At 67.0% G+C, this 16,051-nt stretch carries 15 protein-coding genes and 1 tRNA gene; 6 read left to right on the top strand and 10 right to left on the bottom strand.

Annotated features, from left to right (window positions below):
* Window positions 1–56 precede the first annotated feature (56 nt).
* Genes hfq through D9599_RS05480 form a run of 3 tightly spaced genes read left to right on the top strand, consistent with a single transcriptional unit; the run spans window position 57 to window position 2,510 of the window.
* Window positions 57–389 carry an RNA chaperone Hfq gene (hfq, locus tag D9599_RS05470; RefSeq protein ID WP_043835875.1) on the top strand — a complete coding sequence of 111 codons (333 nt, stop codon included), beginning with the start codon at window positions 57–59 and terminating at the stop codon, window positions 387–389.
* The gene (hflX, locus tag D9599_RS05475; protein ID WP_198380402.1) at window positions 370–1,677 is read left to right on the top strand and encodes a GTPase HflX; all 1,308 of its coding nucleotides are present in this window, start codon (window positions 370–372) and stop codon (window positions 1,675–1,677) included. Before hfq ends, hflX begins: the two co-directional genes overlap by 20 nt.
* Window positions 1,674–2,510, top strand: a complete 837-nt coding sequence (locus D9599_RS05480) for an inositol monophosphatase family protein (RefSeq protein ID WP_309228549.1) — start codon at window positions 1,674–1,676, stop codon at window positions 2,508–2,510. The genes hflX and D9599_RS05480 overlap by 4 nt, the downstream gene beginning before the upstream one ends.
* On the opposite strand, the gene mazG is transcribed toward D9599_RS05480, so the two are convergent.
* The 9 genes from mazG to D9599_RS05525 all read right to left on the bottom strand — a co-directional run bounded on the left by mazG (window position 2,507) and on the right by D9599_RS05525 (window position 11,285).
* Window positions 2,507–3,304, bottom strand: coding sequence for a nucleoside triphosphate pyrophosphohydrolase (mazG, locus tag D9599_RS05485; RefSeq protein WP_198380223.1), 798 nt, complete (start codon window positions 3,302–3,304; stop codon window positions 2,507–2,509). The two genes, D9599_RS05480 and mazG, sit on opposite strands and share 4 nt — an antisense overlap.
* Before the next feature lie 42 nt (window positions 3,305–3,346).
* Window positions 3,347–4,144, bottom strand: a complete 798-nt coding sequence (locus D9599_RS05490; protein ID WP_198380224.1) for an MBL fold metallo-hydrolase — start codon at window positions 4,142–4,144, stop codon at window positions 3,347–3,349.
* A gap of 10 nt (window positions 4,145–4,154) precedes the next feature.
* Window positions 4,155–4,928, bottom strand: a complete 774-nt coding sequence (locus tag D9599_RS05495; protein WP_198380225.1) for a TatD family hydrolase — start codon at window positions 4,926–4,928, stop codon at window positions 4,155–4,157.
* Window positions 4,928–6,484 carry a methionine--tRNA ligase gene (metG, locus tag D9599_RS05500; protein WP_198380226.1) on the bottom strand — a complete coding sequence of 519 codons (1,557 nt, stop codon included), beginning with the start codon at window positions 6,482–6,484 and terminating at the stop codon, window positions 4,928–4,930. The genes D9599_RS05495 and metG overlap by 1 nt, the downstream gene beginning before the upstream one ends.
* A gap of 32 nt (window positions 6,485–6,516) precedes the next feature.
* The gene (locus D9599_RS05505; RefSeq protein ID WP_198380227.1) at window positions 6,517–7,533 is read right to left on the bottom strand and encodes a DNA polymerase III subunit delta'; all 1,017 of its coding nucleotides are present in this window, start codon (window positions 7,531–7,533) and stop codon (window positions 6,517–6,519) included.
* Window positions 7,530–8,153 carry a dTMP kinase gene (gene tmk, locus D9599_RS05510; RefSeq protein WP_198380228.1) on the bottom strand — a complete coding sequence of 208 codons (624 nt, stop codon included), beginning with the start codon at window positions 8,151–8,153 and terminating at the stop codon, window positions 7,530–7,532. The genes D9599_RS05505 and tmk overlap by 4 nt, the downstream gene beginning before the upstream one ends.
* Window positions 8,143–9,357, bottom strand: coding sequence for a D-alanyl-D-alanine carboxypeptidase family protein (locus tag D9599_RS05515; RefSeq protein ID WP_198380229.1), 1,215 nt, complete (start codon window positions 9,355–9,357; stop codon window positions 8,143–8,145). The genes tmk and D9599_RS05515 overlap by 11 nt, the downstream gene beginning before the upstream one ends.
* A 48-nt stretch (window positions 9,358–9,405) precedes the next feature.
* Window positions 9,406–10,212, bottom strand: coding sequence for an RlpA-like double-psi beta-barrel domain-containing protein (locus D9599_RS05520; RefSeq protein WP_309228550.1), 807 nt, complete (start codon window positions 10,210–10,212; stop codon window positions 9,406–9,408).
* 98 nt (window positions 10,213–10,310) lie between these two features.
* The gene (locus D9599_RS05525; protein ID WP_198380231.1) at window positions 10,311–11,285 is read right to left on the bottom strand and encodes a lytic transglycosylase domain-containing protein; all 975 of its coding nucleotides are present in this window, start codon (window positions 11,283–11,285) and stop codon (window positions 10,311–10,313) included.
* A gap of 715 nt (window positions 11,286–12,000) precedes the next feature.
* Here D9599_RS05525 and D9599_RS05530 point away from each other — a divergent pair.
* The 3 genes from D9599_RS05530 (at window position 12,001) to D9599_RS05540 (ending at window position 15,158) form a co-directional block, all read left to right on the top strand.
* Window positions 12,001–12,090: transfer RNA gene (locus tag D9599_RS05530), tRNA-Ser, on the top strand.
* 11 nt (window positions 12,091–12,101) lie between these two features.
* A complete protein-coding gene (locus D9599_RS05535; protein ID WP_232480174.1) occupies window positions 12,102–14,069 on the top strand; it encodes a reverse transcriptase domain-containing protein in 1,968 nt (655 codons plus the stop codon).
* Window positions 14,070–14,354: 285 nt separating this feature from the next.
* The gene (locus D9599_RS05540) at window positions 14,355–15,158 is read left to right on the top strand and encodes an amidohydrolase (RefSeq protein ID WP_198380233.1); all 804 of its coding nucleotides are present in this window, start codon (window positions 14,355–14,357) and stop codon (window positions 15,156–15,158) included.
* Here the strand turns inward: D9599_RS05540 and D9599_RS05545 are convergent.
* Window positions 15,143–16,048: an amidohydrolase gene (locus D9599_RS05545; RefSeq protein ID WP_198380234.1), complete on the bottom strand. Its 906-nt coding sequence runs from the start codon at window positions 16,046–16,048 to the stop codon at window positions 15,143–15,145. The genes D9599_RS05540 and D9599_RS05545 overlap by 16 nt on opposite strands.
* Window positions 16,049–16,051 lie beyond the last annotated feature (3 nt).

The following is a 16,051-nucleotide window of genomic DNA, read 5'->3' on the forward strand; positions in this document are numbered from 1 at the left end:
ATCCTTCATCCGCCACGGCAAAGCCGGGCGGAACACGAGAAGAAGGACATCAGCCCATGGCTGCCGACAAGTCCCAAAACGTTCAGGACGTGTTCCTGAACCATGTCCGCAAGAGCAAGACCCCTGTCACGGTCTTCCTCGTCAACGGCGTGAAGCTCCAGGGGATCATCACCTGGTTTGACAACTTCTCGGTGCTCCTGCGCCGGGACGGGCACACACAGCTCGTCTACAAGCACGCCATCAGCACGGTAATGCCGGGCGCGCCCATTATGCTCTTCGATGCCTCCTCCGCCGGCGCCCAGGCTCCAACCCAGGGCGGCGCCCCTGTCCGCGAGACCACCATGACCCTCACGCCCCGCGAGCCGAGCCCTGTCGGCAGCCACGACTGATCCGGCGGGGCCCACCCCGGCCGCTGTCATCCTGCCGTGGGAGAGACCCCACGGCATCCCTGATGGAAGGGGCGCCACCCGGGCTGCCGAGGCCCGATTGGCCGAGGCGGTCGGTCTGGCCGCCTCGATTGGCGTGGCCATCGTCCACACCGGCATCTTTCCCCTCCGCGCTCGTCGCCCGAGCACCCTGCTCGGCGAGGGGCAGGTGGAGGCCGCCCGTGCCGCCATGGCTGAGCACGGCGTGCAAGTGGTGGTCGTGGACGCTGCACTCAGCCCCGTGCAGCAGCGCAACCTTGAGCGCGCCTGGGGCTGCAAGGTCATCGATCGTACCGGCCTGATCCTCGAGATCTTCGGCGAGCGCGCCCGCACGCGGGAGGGCTCGCTGCAGGTCGAGCTGGCGCACCTGTCGTATCAGCGCACCCGTCTCGTTCGGTCCTGGACCCACCTTGAGCGGCAGCGCGGTGGCTTCGGCTTTCTAGGCGGTCCCGGTGAGTCGCAGATCGAGATCGACCGGCGCCTGATCGACGAGCGCATCGTCAAGCTGAAGAAGGAGCTCGAGCAGGTGCGCCGCACCCGCGGCCTGCACCGCAAGCAGCGCGGCAAGGTGCCCTATCCGATCGTTGCGCTCGTCGGCTACACAAACGCGGGCAAGTCCACGCTCTTCAACGCCCTCACTGGCGCCGGCGTCTATGCGCAGGACCAGCTCTTCGCCACGCTGGACCCGACCATGCGCGCGATCCGCCTGCCGTCCGGGCGGACCGTCATCCTCTCGGACACGGTTGGCTTTATCTCCGAGCTGCCGACGCAGCTGGTGGAGGCCTTCCGCGCCACGCTGGAGGAGGTCGCGGCGGCCGACGTCATCCTGCACGTGCGCGACATCGCCCATCCGGACAGCGCCGCCCAGCGCGCCGACGTCGTCGGCGTCCTGAACGACCTTGCCTCGGGCGAGGATGCGCCGCTCGACGAGGACTGGGAGGCGCGCGTCATCGAGGTGCTGAACAAGACGGACCTGCTGGAGGAGCCGCCGCCGGCGACCGCCTCCTCCGTTCCTGTATCCGCGCTGACAGGGGAGGGGCTGGAGCCGCTTCGCACCATGCTGGATGAGCGTGTGGCGGCCGGCTACGTCACCGAGGCCTTCACGCTCGAGCCCGGTGACGGCGCGGGTCTCGCTTGGCTGTACCAGCACGGCGAGGTCATTGAGCGTAACGATGGCGAGGACGCGATCCGCCTTTCCGTCCGCCTCTCGCCCACGGATCTCGCCCGCTTCGCCCAGCGCGGCCCGGCGTGAAGGGCCTCGACGCCGCGGCCCTCGCGGCCGTGGATGCCATCCTGCGGGAGGCGGCGCGCGCGGAGATCATGCCGCGCTTCCGCCGACTCGCCGCCGCCGATATCCGCACCAAGACCGGGCCGCTGGACATGGTGACGGATGCGGACGAGTTGGCGGAGCGAGCGATTGCCGCGGCGCTTACCCAGGCCTTCCCCGGATGCCTGGTGGTGGGGGAGGAGGGCTGCTCGGCCGATCCCGTTCTCGCCGACCGCCTCGCGACGGAGGAACTCGCCTTCGTGGTGGATCCCGTGGACGGCACCGCGAATTTCGCGGCGGGCATGCCGCTCTTCGGCTGCATGGCCGCGGCCTTCCTGCGCGGTGAGGTGGTGGCCGCCTGGATCCACGACCCGACAGGCGACGACACGCTGATGGCTGCGCGCGGGGAGGGGGCCTGGCTCGCTGCGGCCGATGGCAGTCGGAGCACGCCGCTGAGCGTGGCGCTCCCGGTCGACGTCGGCGCCATGGTCGGCTGCGTCTCCTACGGCTACCTCGCGGAACCCTTGAAGAGCCATGTCGCTGCCCGGCTACCGCGACTGGCGAAGACTTGGCAGCTCGGCTGCGCCGCCCATGAGTACCGCCTCCTCGCCGGGGGCCACATCCACGTCTCGCTCTATAACCGCCTCATGCCCTGGGACCATGCCCCTGGCTGGCTGGTCCACCAGGAGGCCGGGGGCCACGCCGCGCATTTCGACGGCAGCGCCTACGACCCCGCGCGGGACCGTGCAGGAGGCCTCATCTGCGCGCCAGACAAAGCCTCCTGGGACGCGGCCTGGGGCGCGTTGCTTGGGGACTAGCGGCGTTCGGCCGCCTTCGCCGCGGCCCAGAGCGTCTCCATTTCCTCCAGGCTAGCCTCCGCCGGGGTGCGACCCTGGCGAGAGAGTCCGTCCTCGATAGCGCCGAAGCGCCGCTCGAACTTCGCGTTCGCGCCGCGCAGGCACCCCTCGGGATCAAGATCAAGCTTCCGCGCGAGGTTGGCGACCACGAAGAGAAGGTCGCCAACCTCGTCCGCCAGCCGGGCGGGATCGGCGCCGGGCAGCTCGGCCCGAAGCTCCGTGGCTTCCTCCTCAAGCTTGTCCAGCACCTGCTCGGCATCCGGCCAATCGAAGCCGACCCGTGCGGCCCGATGCGTGAGCTTGGCCGCGCGGGTGAGGGAAGGAAGGTTGCCCGAAACGCCCGCCAACGTGCCCGTCTCTGCGCGGGCAGCGCGCTCGGCCGCCTTCTGGACCTCCCAGGCGGCCGTTTGCTGGGCAGCGTCCCGCGCGGCGTCCTCGCCAAAGACATGAGGATGACGGCGGATCATCTTCTCGTTGATGGATTTCGCCACGTCGGCGAAGGCGAACCATCCGGCCTCCTCGGCTATCCGGGCGTGATAAACGACCTGGAGAAGCAGGTCGCCCAACTCGTCCTGCAGCCCCGACCAATCCTTCCGGGCGATGGCGTCAGCGACTTCATGGCCTTCTTCGACCGTGTAGGGGGCGATCGAGGCGAAGTCCTGCACTTGGTCCCAGGGGCAGCCATCCGGTGCCCGCAGCCGCGCCATAATCCCGAGTAGGCGCAGCAGCTCGGCAGCGGGGGTAGACCTGCTCATCCCTGCGCTTCCTCAAGCCGCGTAATGTGAATTATGTAAAAATTATGCGCCATCTTGAGGGCTCTCCAGCACCATGCCGTCGTATCCGGGCTCCACGCCCTCGGGCAGCGACTGACGCATCCAGGCCCAGTCCAGGTCCGGGCCCATATGGGTCAGCACCGTTCGCGCGGCTCCCAGCCGGCACGCCCAGTCGATCGCTTTCTCCACATGCGCATGAACCGGATGTGGCGCGCGCTGGAAGCAGCCCACTACCCAGTCCTGCACGCCCGCCAGGGCATCGAAGCCCGCATCCGGCATCTCCACGACATCCGTCGAATAGCCGAAGCTGCCGATCCTCAGGCCGAGCGTCTCCATTACCTTGTGGTCCTGCGAGAAGAGCCGCACGTCGAGCCCAGCCAGGTGGACGACCTGTCCAGGCTCCACGATCACCGCCTCCAGCGCCGGTCGGAAGAAGCCAAGTGTCGGCGGCCGGAACGCGTATTCGAAACGACTGGTTACGTCGGACAGGGTTTGTGCCGTGCCGTAAACCGGCAGCGCTTTCCCCATAATCCGGTTGATGATCCGCAACTCGTCCAGGCCCATAACGTGGTCCGCATGGGCATGGGTCAGCAGCACGGCATCGATCCGCCCGATGCCGTGTTCAAGCAGTTGGGCGCGCAGGTCCGGTCCGGCGTCCACGAGAATTGTTTGACCATCAGCCGCCTGGATCACGATGCTCGATCGTGTCCTCCGGTTGCGAGGCTCGGCCGGGTCGCAAGCGCCCCAGGCGCCATGGCCATCATCGCCGCCAAGAAGCGGAACGCCCCCGGAACCACCGCAGCCGAGAAGTATTATCTTCAAAATCAGAACCTTATCGGCATCGGCTGAACAAGCGCATGAAGTTAGACGTGGTCAACTCGGCCGTGCGTGCGACCTCCCACCCCCGGACCCGCGCCAGCATTGCTGCCGTGTGGGCCACAAGCGCCGGCTCGTTACGTTTTCCACGCTGCGGCACGGGTGCCAGATAGGGACTATCCGTCTCCAGCAGCAGTCGGTCCTCTGGCAGACCCGCCGCGATGGCGCGGAGTTCCTCACTTTTTGGGAAGGTCAGGATGCCGGAGAGCGAGACATAGCCCCCATCCGCAACGACCTGCTCTGCCAGAGCACGGGTAGAGGAGAAGCAGTGCAGCAGCGCCGGGAAGTCACCGCCCAATGCGCGCTCTTCCGCCAGGATGGCCGCAATGTCGTCATCGGCATCGCGCGCGTGGATCACGAGCGGCAGGCCCGTGCGCTGGCTGGCGCGGATATGGCGTCGGAAACTCTCCTGCTGCACCTCGCGCGGGGCTTTGTCGTAGAAATAATCGAGGCCCGACTCACCAATCCCGATCACTCGCGGATGGTCCGCCAGGGCGACAATCTCCTCCACGGTGGGGATCGGCTCCTCACCCGCGTTCTGGGGATGGACGCCGACCGTACCCCAGACCTCCGGGAAACGCTCCGCCAAGGCCTTCACCGCGGCGCCCTGGCTCATACGTACCCCGATCGTCACCATCCGCCTGACGCCGGCCAAGCGGGCCCGGTCAATGACCGCCTCGATCTCCTCCTCACCAAAGTAGTCGAGGTGGCAGTGGCTATCGACAAGCATCAGGCGGCCTCGTCGATCTTGCGGAACAGCGGCACCGGCGGCGGCAGAAGGGTGCCATTGGCCATGGGAGTCGCTAGGTCCGCCAGGCCGCGGGCCCCCTCCCCCACCGCCAGCTGGTCGAGCATCGCCGCCATGGTGCCGGGCATGAAGGGCTGCAGGATCGTCGCCAGCCCTCGCAGCAGCGTATGCAGGCTGCGCAGCACCGCCTCCATCCGCATGGGATCGGTCTTCTTCAGCGCCCAGGGCTTCTGGGCATCGATCCAGGAATTGCCGAGGCGCACCACCGTCCAGATCCGCTCCAGCGCCTCGCCGAAAGCCTGGCGCGAGATCGCCTCGTCCACCGCAGGCGGCAGCGCCTCCAGCGGGCCGAGCAGCTCCCGGTCCGCCTCGGTCGGTGCCGTCAGCGCGGGCAGCCGCCCCTCGCAGTTCCGCTGGATCAGAGAGAGGCTGCGCTGGGCGAGGTTGCCGAGGTCGTTCGCCAGCTCGCTGTTCAGTCGCCCGATCACGGCCCGGCGCGAAAAGTCGCCGTCATTGCCGAAGGGAACCTCCCGCAGGAGGTAGTAGCGCAGCGGATCGAGCCCGAATTCCTCCGCCAGCAGCAGCGGGTCGAGCCCGTTGCCGAGGGACTTCGACATCTTCTGCCCCTCGATGGTCAGCCAGCCATTAGCATAGACGCGCCTTGGCGGTTCCAGCCCGGCAGCCATCAGGAAGGCTGGCCAGTAGACGCAGTGGAATCGCGTGATCTCCTTGCCGACCATGTGCACGTCGGCCGGCCAGAAGGCCCAGCGGTCCGCACTGGTGTCGGGATAGCCGGCAGCGGTGATGTAGTTCGTCAGCGCGTCCAGCCAGACATACATCACATGAGCCCCGTCGCCCGGCACCGGCACGCCCCATTTGAACGAGGTGCGGGAGATCGAGAGGTCCTGCAGCCCGGCCTTCACGAAGGACATCACCTCCCGCCGCGTGCTTGCCGGCGCCATGAAGTCCGGGTTCGCCTCGTAGAAGGCGAGCAGCCGGTCGGTCCAGTTGGAGAGACGGAAGAAGTACGAGGGCTCGCGCGTCCACTCGACCGGAGCCCCGGAGGCGATAGCCACCTTCTGCCCGTTGCGCTCCTCAATCTCATCGGGGCCGTAGAAGGCCTCATCGCGCACCGCGTACCAGCCCTCGTAATGGCCGAGATAGATGTGCCCGCCCGCCGCCAGCTTCTCCCACAGCGCCGCGCAGGAGCGCTTGTGCCGCTCCTCGGTCGTGCGGATGAAGTCGTCGAAGGAGATGCCGATCCGTTCTGCCATGGAACGGAAATCGCCGGCCAGCTGGTCCGTGAACTCCTGCGGCGAGAGCCCGGCCGCGACCGCCGCCTGCTCCACCTTCTGCCCGTGCTCGTCGGTGCCAGTCAGGAAGAAGACGTCGTGCCCGCTGAGCCGCTTCCACCGCGCCAGCACGTCGGCCGCAATGGAGGTGTAGGCATGGCCGATATGGGGCTGGCCGTTCAGGTAGTAGATCGGCGTGGTGACGAAGAATCGTCCCCGTGTTCCCGCCGTGCCGCTTTCACTCATGCCAAGACCCCGCGCCGATAGCGGCTGGTCCGTCAGGTCGAGAGCCGCGAGAGACCCGTCAGCACGGCCTGCTTGCGGTCCAGGTTAAGCGTCTCGGTCTCATCGGCCAGCCGGCCGAGCATGTCCCACAGCCCCGCCCAGTCGGCAAGGCCGCGGCCCGCCAGCCAGGGCGGCGCCCCCTGCCCTCGCGCAGCGCCGCGCAGCGCCGCGGCCAGGCTGGCGCGCAGCAGGGCGAAGAAGGTGACGAAGGCGCTGCCGTCCCGCTTCGCCGCCAAGCGGTCGGCCAGCGCGTGCAACTCCGCAGGGTCCGGGCGGGGCAGGCGGGCGAGGAAGCCCTCCACCTCCCGCGCCATGGCGAGCCCCTCCCCCTCTGCCAGCACCAGGGCACGCCCCGGGCTGCCGCCAGAGAGCCGGGCCAGGGCCGCGCGGTCCCCCTCCCCCATCTCCGGCAGCCAGCGCCCCAGCACCTCGTCCATCAGCGGTGCTTCCAGCGGGAACAGGTCCAGGCGCCGCACACGGCTGCGGATTGTCGGCAGCAAGCGGTCGGGGGCGGAGGTGGTCAGCACCAGGACGGCCCGCGGCGGCGGTTCCTCGAGCGTCTTGAGAAGGGCGTTCTGCGCCGCCTCGTTCATCGCCTCCAGAGTTTCGATAACCACCACACGCCAGCCGCCCTCGGCCGGCGTCATCGCGAGGAAGCGCGTCAGCTCGCGCACCTCCTCCACCCGAATCATCACCTTCTTGCCCTTCTCGCCCGTGCCGGGCACCAGCGCCCGCAGGTCCGCATGGGCCCCGGCAGCAACACGGGAGAAAATCGGCTCGGAGGGTGAGCGGTAGAGCGGCGCCTCACCCACGGCCGCACCACCCGGCATCCCCGCCAGCACCCACCGCGCGTAACGCCAGCCGAGTGTCGCCTTGCCGACCCCCTCGGGCCCGGCCAGCAGCCAACCGTGATGCATCCGGCCGGAGAGCGCGGCGTCGCGCAGGGCCGCGGCCGCCTGGTCATGACCGTAAAGGGCCGGGTTGGCGCGGGGTTCGGGGGGCAGGCTCATGCGGCGAGGGCGAGGTCGAGGGCCGCGTCCAGAACCTCCGAAGGCGGGCGGGAAGCGTCGAGCACGGCGCAGCGGTCCGGCTCCGCCGCCGCGATCGCGAGGAAGGCCGCGCGCACCCGGGCATGGAAATCCGCGCCCTGCAGCTCGTAGCGGTTGGCGTCCCCGCGCTGGAGAGCTCTGCCCATGCCCCGCTCCGACGGAAGGTCGAGAACGAGGGTCAGGTTCGGCCTCAGCGATCCCAGCGCGAGGTCGCAGAGCCGCTCCCATACCTCCCGCGGCAACCCCTGCCCCGCACCCTGATAGGCAAGGGTGCTGTCGGCGAAGCGGTCGCAGACAACCCAGATCCCGGCGTCCAGCGCGGGCTCGATGGTGCGCGCCACGTGCTCCCTGCGTGCGGCGAAGTGCAGCATGGCCTCGGCCACCGGATCCCAGGGCCCCTGCCCCAGGATCAGCCCGCGGACAGCCTCCGCCCCGGGCGCGCCGCCGGGTTCGCGGGTCCGCAGCACCGGCACGCCTTCCTCAGCCAACAGGGCCGAGAGGGCGCGGGAGAGGGTCGTCTTGCCCGCCCCCTCGCCGCCCTCCAGCGTGATGAAGCGTCCGCGGCCGCCCTCAGGCGCCACTGACGAGCCGCCCCAGCACCGCCGGGATGCGCGGAATCAGCCCCAGCTTCGACACGTCCGCTCCGGCCAGCAGCGGCACGGACATAGGCGGCACCCCCGCGCCCGAAACCTCGAGCTTGCCCAGCTCCTGCCCCTTCGCGATCGGCGCCGGCACCGGGCTATCATAGCGCAGCCGCACCTGCAGGCTGCGGCGCCACTGCTTCGGCAGGGTCAGCACCACGTCGCGCCCGCCCACCAGCGGCACCTTCAGCCGCTCCCCGAGATAGACCGGCGCCTCCTCGATCGTGTCCGAGGCGCGGAAGAGGGCCACGTTCTCGAACTCGCGGAAGGCCCATTCCATCAGGCGCTCGGTCTCCTCCCGCCGCGCGGCCATGCTCGACAATCCGTTCACCACCAGGATCAGCCGCCGGTCGCCCCGCTTGGCCGTGCCGGTCAGGCCATAGCCCGCCTCGTCCGTGTGCCCGGTCTTGAGCCCGTCCGCCCCGGCAACACGGCCGAGGAGTGGGTTGCGGTTCTCCTGGGTGATGTTGTTCCAGACGAAACTCCGCTCCGAATAGATGCGGAAATTGTCGGGGAAGTCGCTGATCAGCCGTCGCGCAAGGATCGAGAGGTCCCGGCAGGTCATCCGGTGCTCTGGGTCCGGCCAGCCGGTCGCGTTGCGGAAGGTGCTGGCGGTCAGGCCGAGCTTGCGGCCGTAATCGTTCAGCATCTCCGCGAACTGCGTCTCGCTGCCCGCGATCCCTTCGGCGAGCACGATGCAGGCGTCATTGCCGGATTGGATAATGACGCCGCGGATGAGGTCCTGCACCTTCACGCTGGTGCCGAGCTGGACGAACATCTTGCTGCCGCCCATCCGCCAGGCGCGCTCGCTGACCGGCAGCTCCTGCTCCATGGTCAGCCGGCCCTGCTTCAGCAGGTCGAACACGACGTAGATCGTCATCAGCTTCGACATGGAGGAGGGCGGCATCCGCTCGTCCGCGTTCTTCTCGAGCAGCACCGCGCCCGTGTCGGCGTCGATGATCAGCGCGAGCCGCGCGGCGGTGTCCACAGGACCCAGCGGCGTGCTCGCCGGGCTGCCTGGCGGCGGGGGCGCGGGCCCTCGGGCCGGCCGCGGTCGAGCCTGGGCCCTCGCCTCCTCGGACAGCACTCCCCCGGCAAGACCGAGGGCGGCGACCGCCCCGATCATGTCCCGACGCTTCGGCATCTCTACGCCCCCAAATCCCCGCCGCCATCCAGGCACAGGCAGCGGCCCCTAGTCCACGGTGATCCGCGCCTCCGATACGCCAGCGCGCAGGGCGCCGTCGAGCGTCCTGTCGGCCTCGGCCGAATCGAGAAAGGGGCCGAGGCGCACGCGCCACTCCGGTTGCCGCGCCGGGCCGGTGGCCTCGATGCGCGCGCCGCCGAGGCGCGCGGCCTGCCGCTGCGCCGCGGCCCGGCTGGAGAAGCTGCTTCCCTCAACGAAGAGACGCCCAGGCGCCGGAGAGGCCTGAACCACCCGCTCCGGCAGCGTCGCGGCCGCGCTCGCCCTTCCCAGCCCCGTGTCGGACACTGCCAGAACGGGTTCCCTGCCCTCTCTCACCCGTTCGGCCTGCCTTGCGCCGGGGGGCGGCGCCAGGGTCTCACGCTCCACGCCCCCGGTCGGCGCCGCCTCGATCCGTGGGCGCAGCCCCTCCGGCACCGGCAGCCCCGCGGCCAACGCGCGCGAGGCATCGCCCTGCACCGCCAGCCGTACCTGGGCCGGCCGGCCGGGCGCGATGCCGAGGAGTTCGCCTGCGCGTCGGGACAGCTCCACCACCCGCCCGGGCTCGGCGGGGCCGCGGTCGTTCACCCTCACTTGAAGCGTGCGCCCGTTCTCGAGATTGGTCACTGCGACCACGGCCGGGAGCTGAAGCGTGCGATGGGCTGCCATGAGCGCGGCAGGGTCGTGCACCTCCCCATCGGCGGTCCGGCGCCCCGGCCGTGAGTCAGCCGCCACCGAGGCGAGACCCGCCTCGACGAGGCCGAAATCCTCGCGAGGGTAATACCAGCGGCCGCGCAGCTGATACGCCTCTCCGACCACGTAGCGCGGCTCTCCTGCCGGCGTAGGCGCCTCCGCGCTCCAGCAGCCGGCCAGGAGGATGAGCGGGAGAAGCCGTACCCCGCACGCCAGTCCGCGACTCACGCCACTCGGTCCGAGAGCAGCCCGACCGCCAGCGCGTAGAAGTTGGAGGGGTTATACCGCCGGATGGCATTGAAGTTGGCGAGGACGAGGAAAGCCTGGGTGCCGCCGTTCGGCAGCCCGGGGATCAGTACCGCCGCGCCTGTGTCGCTCGCCGGAAGGGCCGTGCCGTCGGTGAAGGCGAGGCCCTGCCGCGCCCATTCCCGCAGCGGACGGACGTTCTCCCGCGTGGCGGTGGCGGTGTCGAAGCCCTCCGGCAGCCGCACCTCGCGCCCCCAGCGCTCCTCCTCCTGCCAGCCGGAGCGGGCGAGATAATTGGCGATGGAGCCCAGCGCGTCCGCCCGGCTGTCCCAGATATCCTTCCGCCCGTCGCCGTCTGCATCTACCGCCAGGCGCTCGAAGCTGGTCGGCATGAATTGCGGCTGCCCCATGGCACCGGCCCAGGAGCCCCGCATGCGCTCCGGCGTGACATGCCCAGCCTCGATGATGCGGAGCGCCGAAATCAGCTCGCCTCGGAAATAGGCCGCTCTCCGGCCGTCCCAGGCGAGAGTCGCCAGGGCCTCCACCACGCCGAAGCCGCCGGTGTTCGTGCCGTAATTCGTCTCCATGCCCCAGATGGCTACAATGACCCGGCCGGGCACGCGGAAGCGGGCCTGCAGCGAGTCGAGGAGCGCGCGGTTGTCGGCATAGGCACGACGGCCATTGTCGATCCGCACTTGGCTGACGATGCGGTCCCGGTACGCCTCCCAGGTGAGGCTGCTCTCGGGCTGGCGCCGATCGAGCTCGATCACGCGGTCGACCGGGCGGACGCTGCCGAGCGCCCGCTGAAGGGTCGCCGCCGAGATCCCGGCTCGCCGCGCCTCCGCCCGCACTCCGTCGAGGAAGCTGTCGAACCCCTCTGTCTGCGCGAGCGCCGGTCTTGCCAGCGTCAGGAGGGCAAAGGTGAGGACGGACCGGCGGCCGGGGCGGTTCATGCCGGCAGAGGTGCCATTTCCAGTCGCCCGGGGCAACGGAAGCCTCCGCCTCGCGCGAACTTCACAGCCGTTCAAGCGACGGAACGGCTCGCTCCGGTGCCTGGGCCTACCGCGGGTGGTTTCCATGGCAGTGCCACGGGTGTAACCCGCAACACGCACGGTGCCGCACAGGCGCTGTGCCCGCCTGTCCGGATGGGTGGCCGAGTGGTCTATGGCAGCGGTCTTGAAAGTGCGCCCCGAGAGGGCGATGGAACGGAGGTTACGAGAGTAACTGCTACTAGGTCTATGTAGCTAAAGCAGCGCCTTACCTACGGCCGAAAGGCCAAGGGGACACCAGCATGGCGTGAAAAGGCCGACGAGGGGTAGTCGCGAACCCCTGCCGAGTCGGTCAGCTAACTCGGATATGGTGAAGGTTACACTACTTGAACCCAAATCTCTTGCACCGGGAGTACCGACCTGAGGGGGAAAGCGACTGTCACCCCCGCCTGCCTGTTCGTGATGAGGTTTTCAAGCATCACGAAGGACCTCAGCAGGGTGCGCCTCAGAATGAGGATACGAGGGATGAGTTGGGCACCTAAGTCCGGGGACCGTACCATCGCTAACAGGGGGATCACCTAAGGGGAGCAATCCCTAGAACCGCCCTCTCACTAAGGAGGCGGAGGAAGCCAGAGGGCTTCTGGTGACGGAGTGTTCGTATTACTGGTCCACTGGAGACGGAGGGTTGGCAGAGTGGTCGATTGCTCCCGACTTGAAATCGGGCGAAGCTGCGAGGCTTCCGTGGGTTCGAATCCCACACCCTCCTCCATGGCCTCTGCCATGGTCCCTTCTGTGGATGTGGCCGGGGTAATGCCCGGCGAACAGGAAGGAACACAGGTACACACGCCACAAGAAGACCTTGGATCACCCGAGATGGGTGACAAAGTCCTTGGAAGACTTGAGGCACTTCGTAAGGCAAACGGGAACTCAGCCTGGGTAAACCACGACCTCTATCGCCTCATGTTCAAGCCTGGCTTGTATGTGGTGGCTTACGAGAGGATCAAAAGCAGCCCGGGTAACATGACCCCTGGTGCGGATAAGCAAACCCTGGACGGATTCTCGATGCACAACATCGAGAAGATCGTCTCTGAGATGCGGAACGAATCGTTCCAATTTTCTAGGGCACGCCGTGTCCAAATTCCGAAGCCGAACGGCGGCAAGCGTCCTCTTGGGATCGCACCGCCCAAGGAAAAGGTTGTTCAAGAAGCGATCCGCATCATTCTGGAAAGCATCTACGACAGCCCTCACGGTAGCTCATTCAGCAACCTGAGCTTTGGATTCCGCAGGGGAATGGGTCCTCATTCAGCGCTGAAGCACATCGATACAAACTGGCACGGGACCACATGGTTTATCGAAGGAGATATCAAAGGCTGCTTCGACAACATCGACCATCATCGGCTGATCGAGATTCTTCAAAAGAGAATCTCTGATCAAAGGTTCCTGAACCTGATCTGGAAGGCGCTAACCGCTGGGTACCTTGAATTCAAAACCCCGGTGAACAGCGTCATAGGGACTCCCCAAGGCAGTATTATCTCTCCCATCCTCGCGAACATATACATGCACGAGCTTGATGTGTATGTAGAAGGTCTCCGTCGGAAATACGAGAGGAACGCTGCACGGGAATATAGCCCTGAATACGCGGAGAACTTTAATGCGTTGCGTCGGGCTCGGAGGAGGCTGGTAAAGGCCGATACCGAAGAGAAGAAGCTGGTCGCGGACGAAATTCGGCGGTTGAAGCAAATCTCAACTACCCTACCAACGTTTAAGGATGATTCGCGGGCTATCCGGGTCAAATACGTTAGGTACGCAGATGACTGGTTGATCGGGTTGGCGGGACGAAAGGAGTTGGCTAACAGTATCCGGGACGAGGTGGAAACCTTCCTCGCAACGGATCTCAAGCTGACCCTCAGTCGGGAAAAGACCCATATACGGCATGCGAAAACCGAGGAGGCGTTTTTCCTCGGGACACGCATTAAGTGTGGGTCAACTACACCGCGGGTTATTACGTACACCCGGACACGGGGAGACGTTACCTCGCACGTCACGAAGAGAACCACCAACGGGGTGATGCGCCTGTTTGCGCCTGTACCTCGCCTTGTGACCCGCCTGGCTGACAAGGGCTACTGTACCCCCGAAGGCGTGCCAATCTCGAAACCGGCTATGTCGGTGCTAGAGGATGCACGTATAATCGAAGAGTACAACGCCGTTCTAACCGGCTACCTGAACTACTACAGCTTTGCCGCAAATCGGTCGAGGCTGAGGAGGGTCGCATACATTCTCCAGTTCAGCGCTGCTAAGACCCTTGCTCACAGGCACCAGATGTCGATGAAGCGTGTTTTCGCCAAGCATGGAGCAAAGCTGAACATTACGGTGAATCAGGCTGACGGGACAGCAAAGTATGTTGCCCTGAAGTACCCCACCGACTGGAAAGCAAAGACCACAGCTTTTCTCGTTAACGCGGGAGCCGACGCTCTGGACATTCTGAATGTTCAGACGAATTATCGCACACGAACGAAGCTGGGGGCTAAATGCTGCATCTGCGGCTTAGACAACAACGTTGAAATGCACCACGTGCGACATATCCGGAAAGGTGGGGTAAACCCCTTGCACGGGTTTGATCGGGTCATGGCCAACCTAAACCGGAAACAAATCCCGGTATGTGGGGCATGCCACGACGAGATCCATGCAGGCCGGTATGACGGGAAATCCTTATCAGATTTCTCTGACCCGCATCTTGCAGCACGTTGAGAACGAAGATGTACTGGAGAGCCGGATGCTTGGAAACTTGCAAGTCCGGTTCGGGAAGAGGCTGTTGAGTGCCTGCTGGGTCTCGGCAGTCCACTTCACACCGCCGTGGGGGCAACCTCACCGTGGGTTCGAATCCCACCCCATCCGCCATTCCGGTCCAGGCGAGGCGCACCGGACCGTTCCTGCGGAAGCCCGCCGCCTTGCTGAGCGCGGGCGGTGCTGGTCTATTCCTCCCACGCCGCCCAGGACGCCGGCGCAAGCTGGGGAGGGGCAAGGCCCGACCGCATGACCACACACCCGATCATCGACTGTCACTTTCATCTCTACACGACGGACATGCCGCGCGTGGCCAGTGCCTGGCACCAGCCGCCCTTCGACGCCACGCCGGAGGGTTTTCTCGAGACCATGGACGCGCACGGCGTCACCTTCGGCGTCATCGCTGCCGCCAGCATGTACGGCGAGTACAACGACTACACGATCCGCGCGACGCGCCGGCACAAGCGCCTGCGCGGCACCGTCATCCTCCCGCCCGAGGCGGATTTCTACCGCATGGAGAGGATGAAGGAGGACGGCATCGTTGGCATCCGGATCTTCTACCGGCACGTCGCCAGCCCACCCGACCTGAAATCCCCTGAATACCGCCGCCTGCTCCGCCGCGTGCGGGACCTAGACTGGCACGTGCACGTCCTCGCCGAGAGCCACGACCTGCCCGCGGTGATCGAGGGCGTGGAGGAGGCAGGCGTGAAGCTCGTGATCGACCATTTCGGGCGCCCGGACCCCGCCGAAGGCGTGAACTCGCCAGGCTTCAAGGCCATGCTCGCAGCGGTCGAGCGCGGCAATACCTGGGTGAAGATCTCGGCAGGCTACCGCATGCCCTCGCCAGAGGCGGCGCGCGACTACGCGGCCGCCCTGCTGCGCGTCGCCGGCGGCGAGCGCCTCGTCTGGGGAAGCGACTGGCCCTTCGCTGCCTTTGAGGACCGCGTGACCTACGCCGACGCCGTCGCCACCCTCGCCGAATGGGTGCCCGACGAGCGGGTCCGCCAGCAGATCGCCGGCGAAACCCCGCTCCGACTCTATTTCAGCGACTGAGGCCGGTCAGCCCCCTTCGGCGAAGGAAAGTCGTAAAGCGCCCGCGCCTGCTCCGAGAGGATGCGGTCGCGCACCGCCTCATCCGGCACCCATTCGAGCATGAGGTCCAGCAGGTCACCGTCATTGGGCATGACGCGGCCCACCATGTTCACATGCGGCCAGTCCGAACCCCAGACCAGCCGTTCCGGCGCATGGGCCACCAGCGCCTGCGCAATCGGCGTAACGGAGGGGTAGGGAAAGTCCTCTTTCGTGCAGCGCATCGGGCCGGATATCCGCACCCACACGCGTCCGGTGTCGAGCATCCGCAGCAAGGTCCGGAAGGCCGGTTGATCGGTTCCCCCCGCCGCTGGAATGGCTGCGAAATGGTCGAGAACGATGCGCCCGGGCAGCGCGAGCAGGCGCTCCGCGAAGCTCTCCAACTCGCCCTGGCCGGGGTAGAACTGGGTCACCCAGCCCAGCTCGGCTGCCATGGCGCCTACGCGCTCGGAGATCTGCGGCAGGTGCGTGCCGTGGCGCGGACTGACGAATCGGGTGCCGCGCACGCCCAGCCCGTGCAGTCGCTCCATTTCCGCCATCGCTGTCTCCGCGGGCAGCAGCGCCACGCCGCGGAAGCGATCGGGGAAGCGCCGCAGTGTGTCGCAGAGGTGACGCGTGTCCATCCCGTACCCCCCGCCGCTCACGATGACGGCGTGGTCCAGCCCGAGGATGTCCTGGATGCGGATGGACTCCTCTGGCAGCATGTCCTCGGAAACGTATTTGCTCCCGGGGTCGAAAGGGTACTTGCTGGCGGGTCCGAAGAGATGGATCTGGCAGTCCACGGAGCCGGGTGGGCAGCGCAGCTTCGGCGTCTTTGGGTTCGGGTCCGGCGGGGGCGTCAGCGGCGGGCTCATTCT

Origin of the sequence: Roseomonas sp. KE2513 (genome assembly GCF_016107305.1) — a bacterium.
Classification (GTDB): Bacteria; Pseudomonadota; Alphaproteobacteria; order Acetobacterales; family Acetobacteraceae; genus Roseomonas.

Bases quoted from the DNA above. Each gene is read 5' to 3' on its own strand.
- hfq (WP_043835875.1), top strand. From the start codon at position 57: ATGGCTGCCGACAAGTCCCAAAACGTTCAGGACGTGTTCCTGAACCAT.
- mazG (WP_198380223.1), bottom strand. From the start codon at position 3,304: ATGAGCAGGTCTACCCCCGCTGCCGAGCTGCTGCGCCTACTCGGGATT.
- D9599_RS05495 (WP_198380225.1), bottom strand. From the start codon at position 4,928: ATGCTTGTCGATAGCCACTGCCACCTCGACTACTTTGGTGAGGAGGAG.
- metG (WP_198380226.1), bottom strand. From the start codon at position 6,484: ATGAGTGAAAGCGGCACGGCGGGAACACGGGGACGATTCTTCGTCACC.
- D9599_RS05505 (WP_198380227.1), bottom strand. From the start codon at position 7,533: ATGAGCCTGCCCCCCGAACCCCGCGCCAACCCGGCCCTTTACGGTCAT.
- D9599_RS05515 (WP_198380229.1), bottom strand. From the start codon at position 9,357: ATGCCGAAGCGTCGGGACATGATCGGGGCGGTCGCCGCCCTCGGTCTT.
- D9599_RS05525 (WP_198380231.1), bottom strand. From the start codon at position 11,285: ATGAACCGCCCCGGCCGCCGGTCCGTCCTCACCTTTGCCCTCCTGACG.
- D9599_RS05535 (WP_232480174.1), top strand. From the start codon at position 12,102: ATGGTCCCTTCTGTGGATGTGGCCGGGGTAATGCCCGGCGAACAGGAA.
- D9599_RS05540 (WP_198380233.1), top strand. From the start codon at position 14,355: ATGACCACACACCCGATCATCGACTGTCACTTTCATCTCTACACGACG.
- D9599_RS05545 (WP_198380234.1), bottom strand. From the start codon at position 16,048: ATGAGCCCGCCGCTGACGCCCCCGCCGGACCCGAACCCAAAGACGCCG.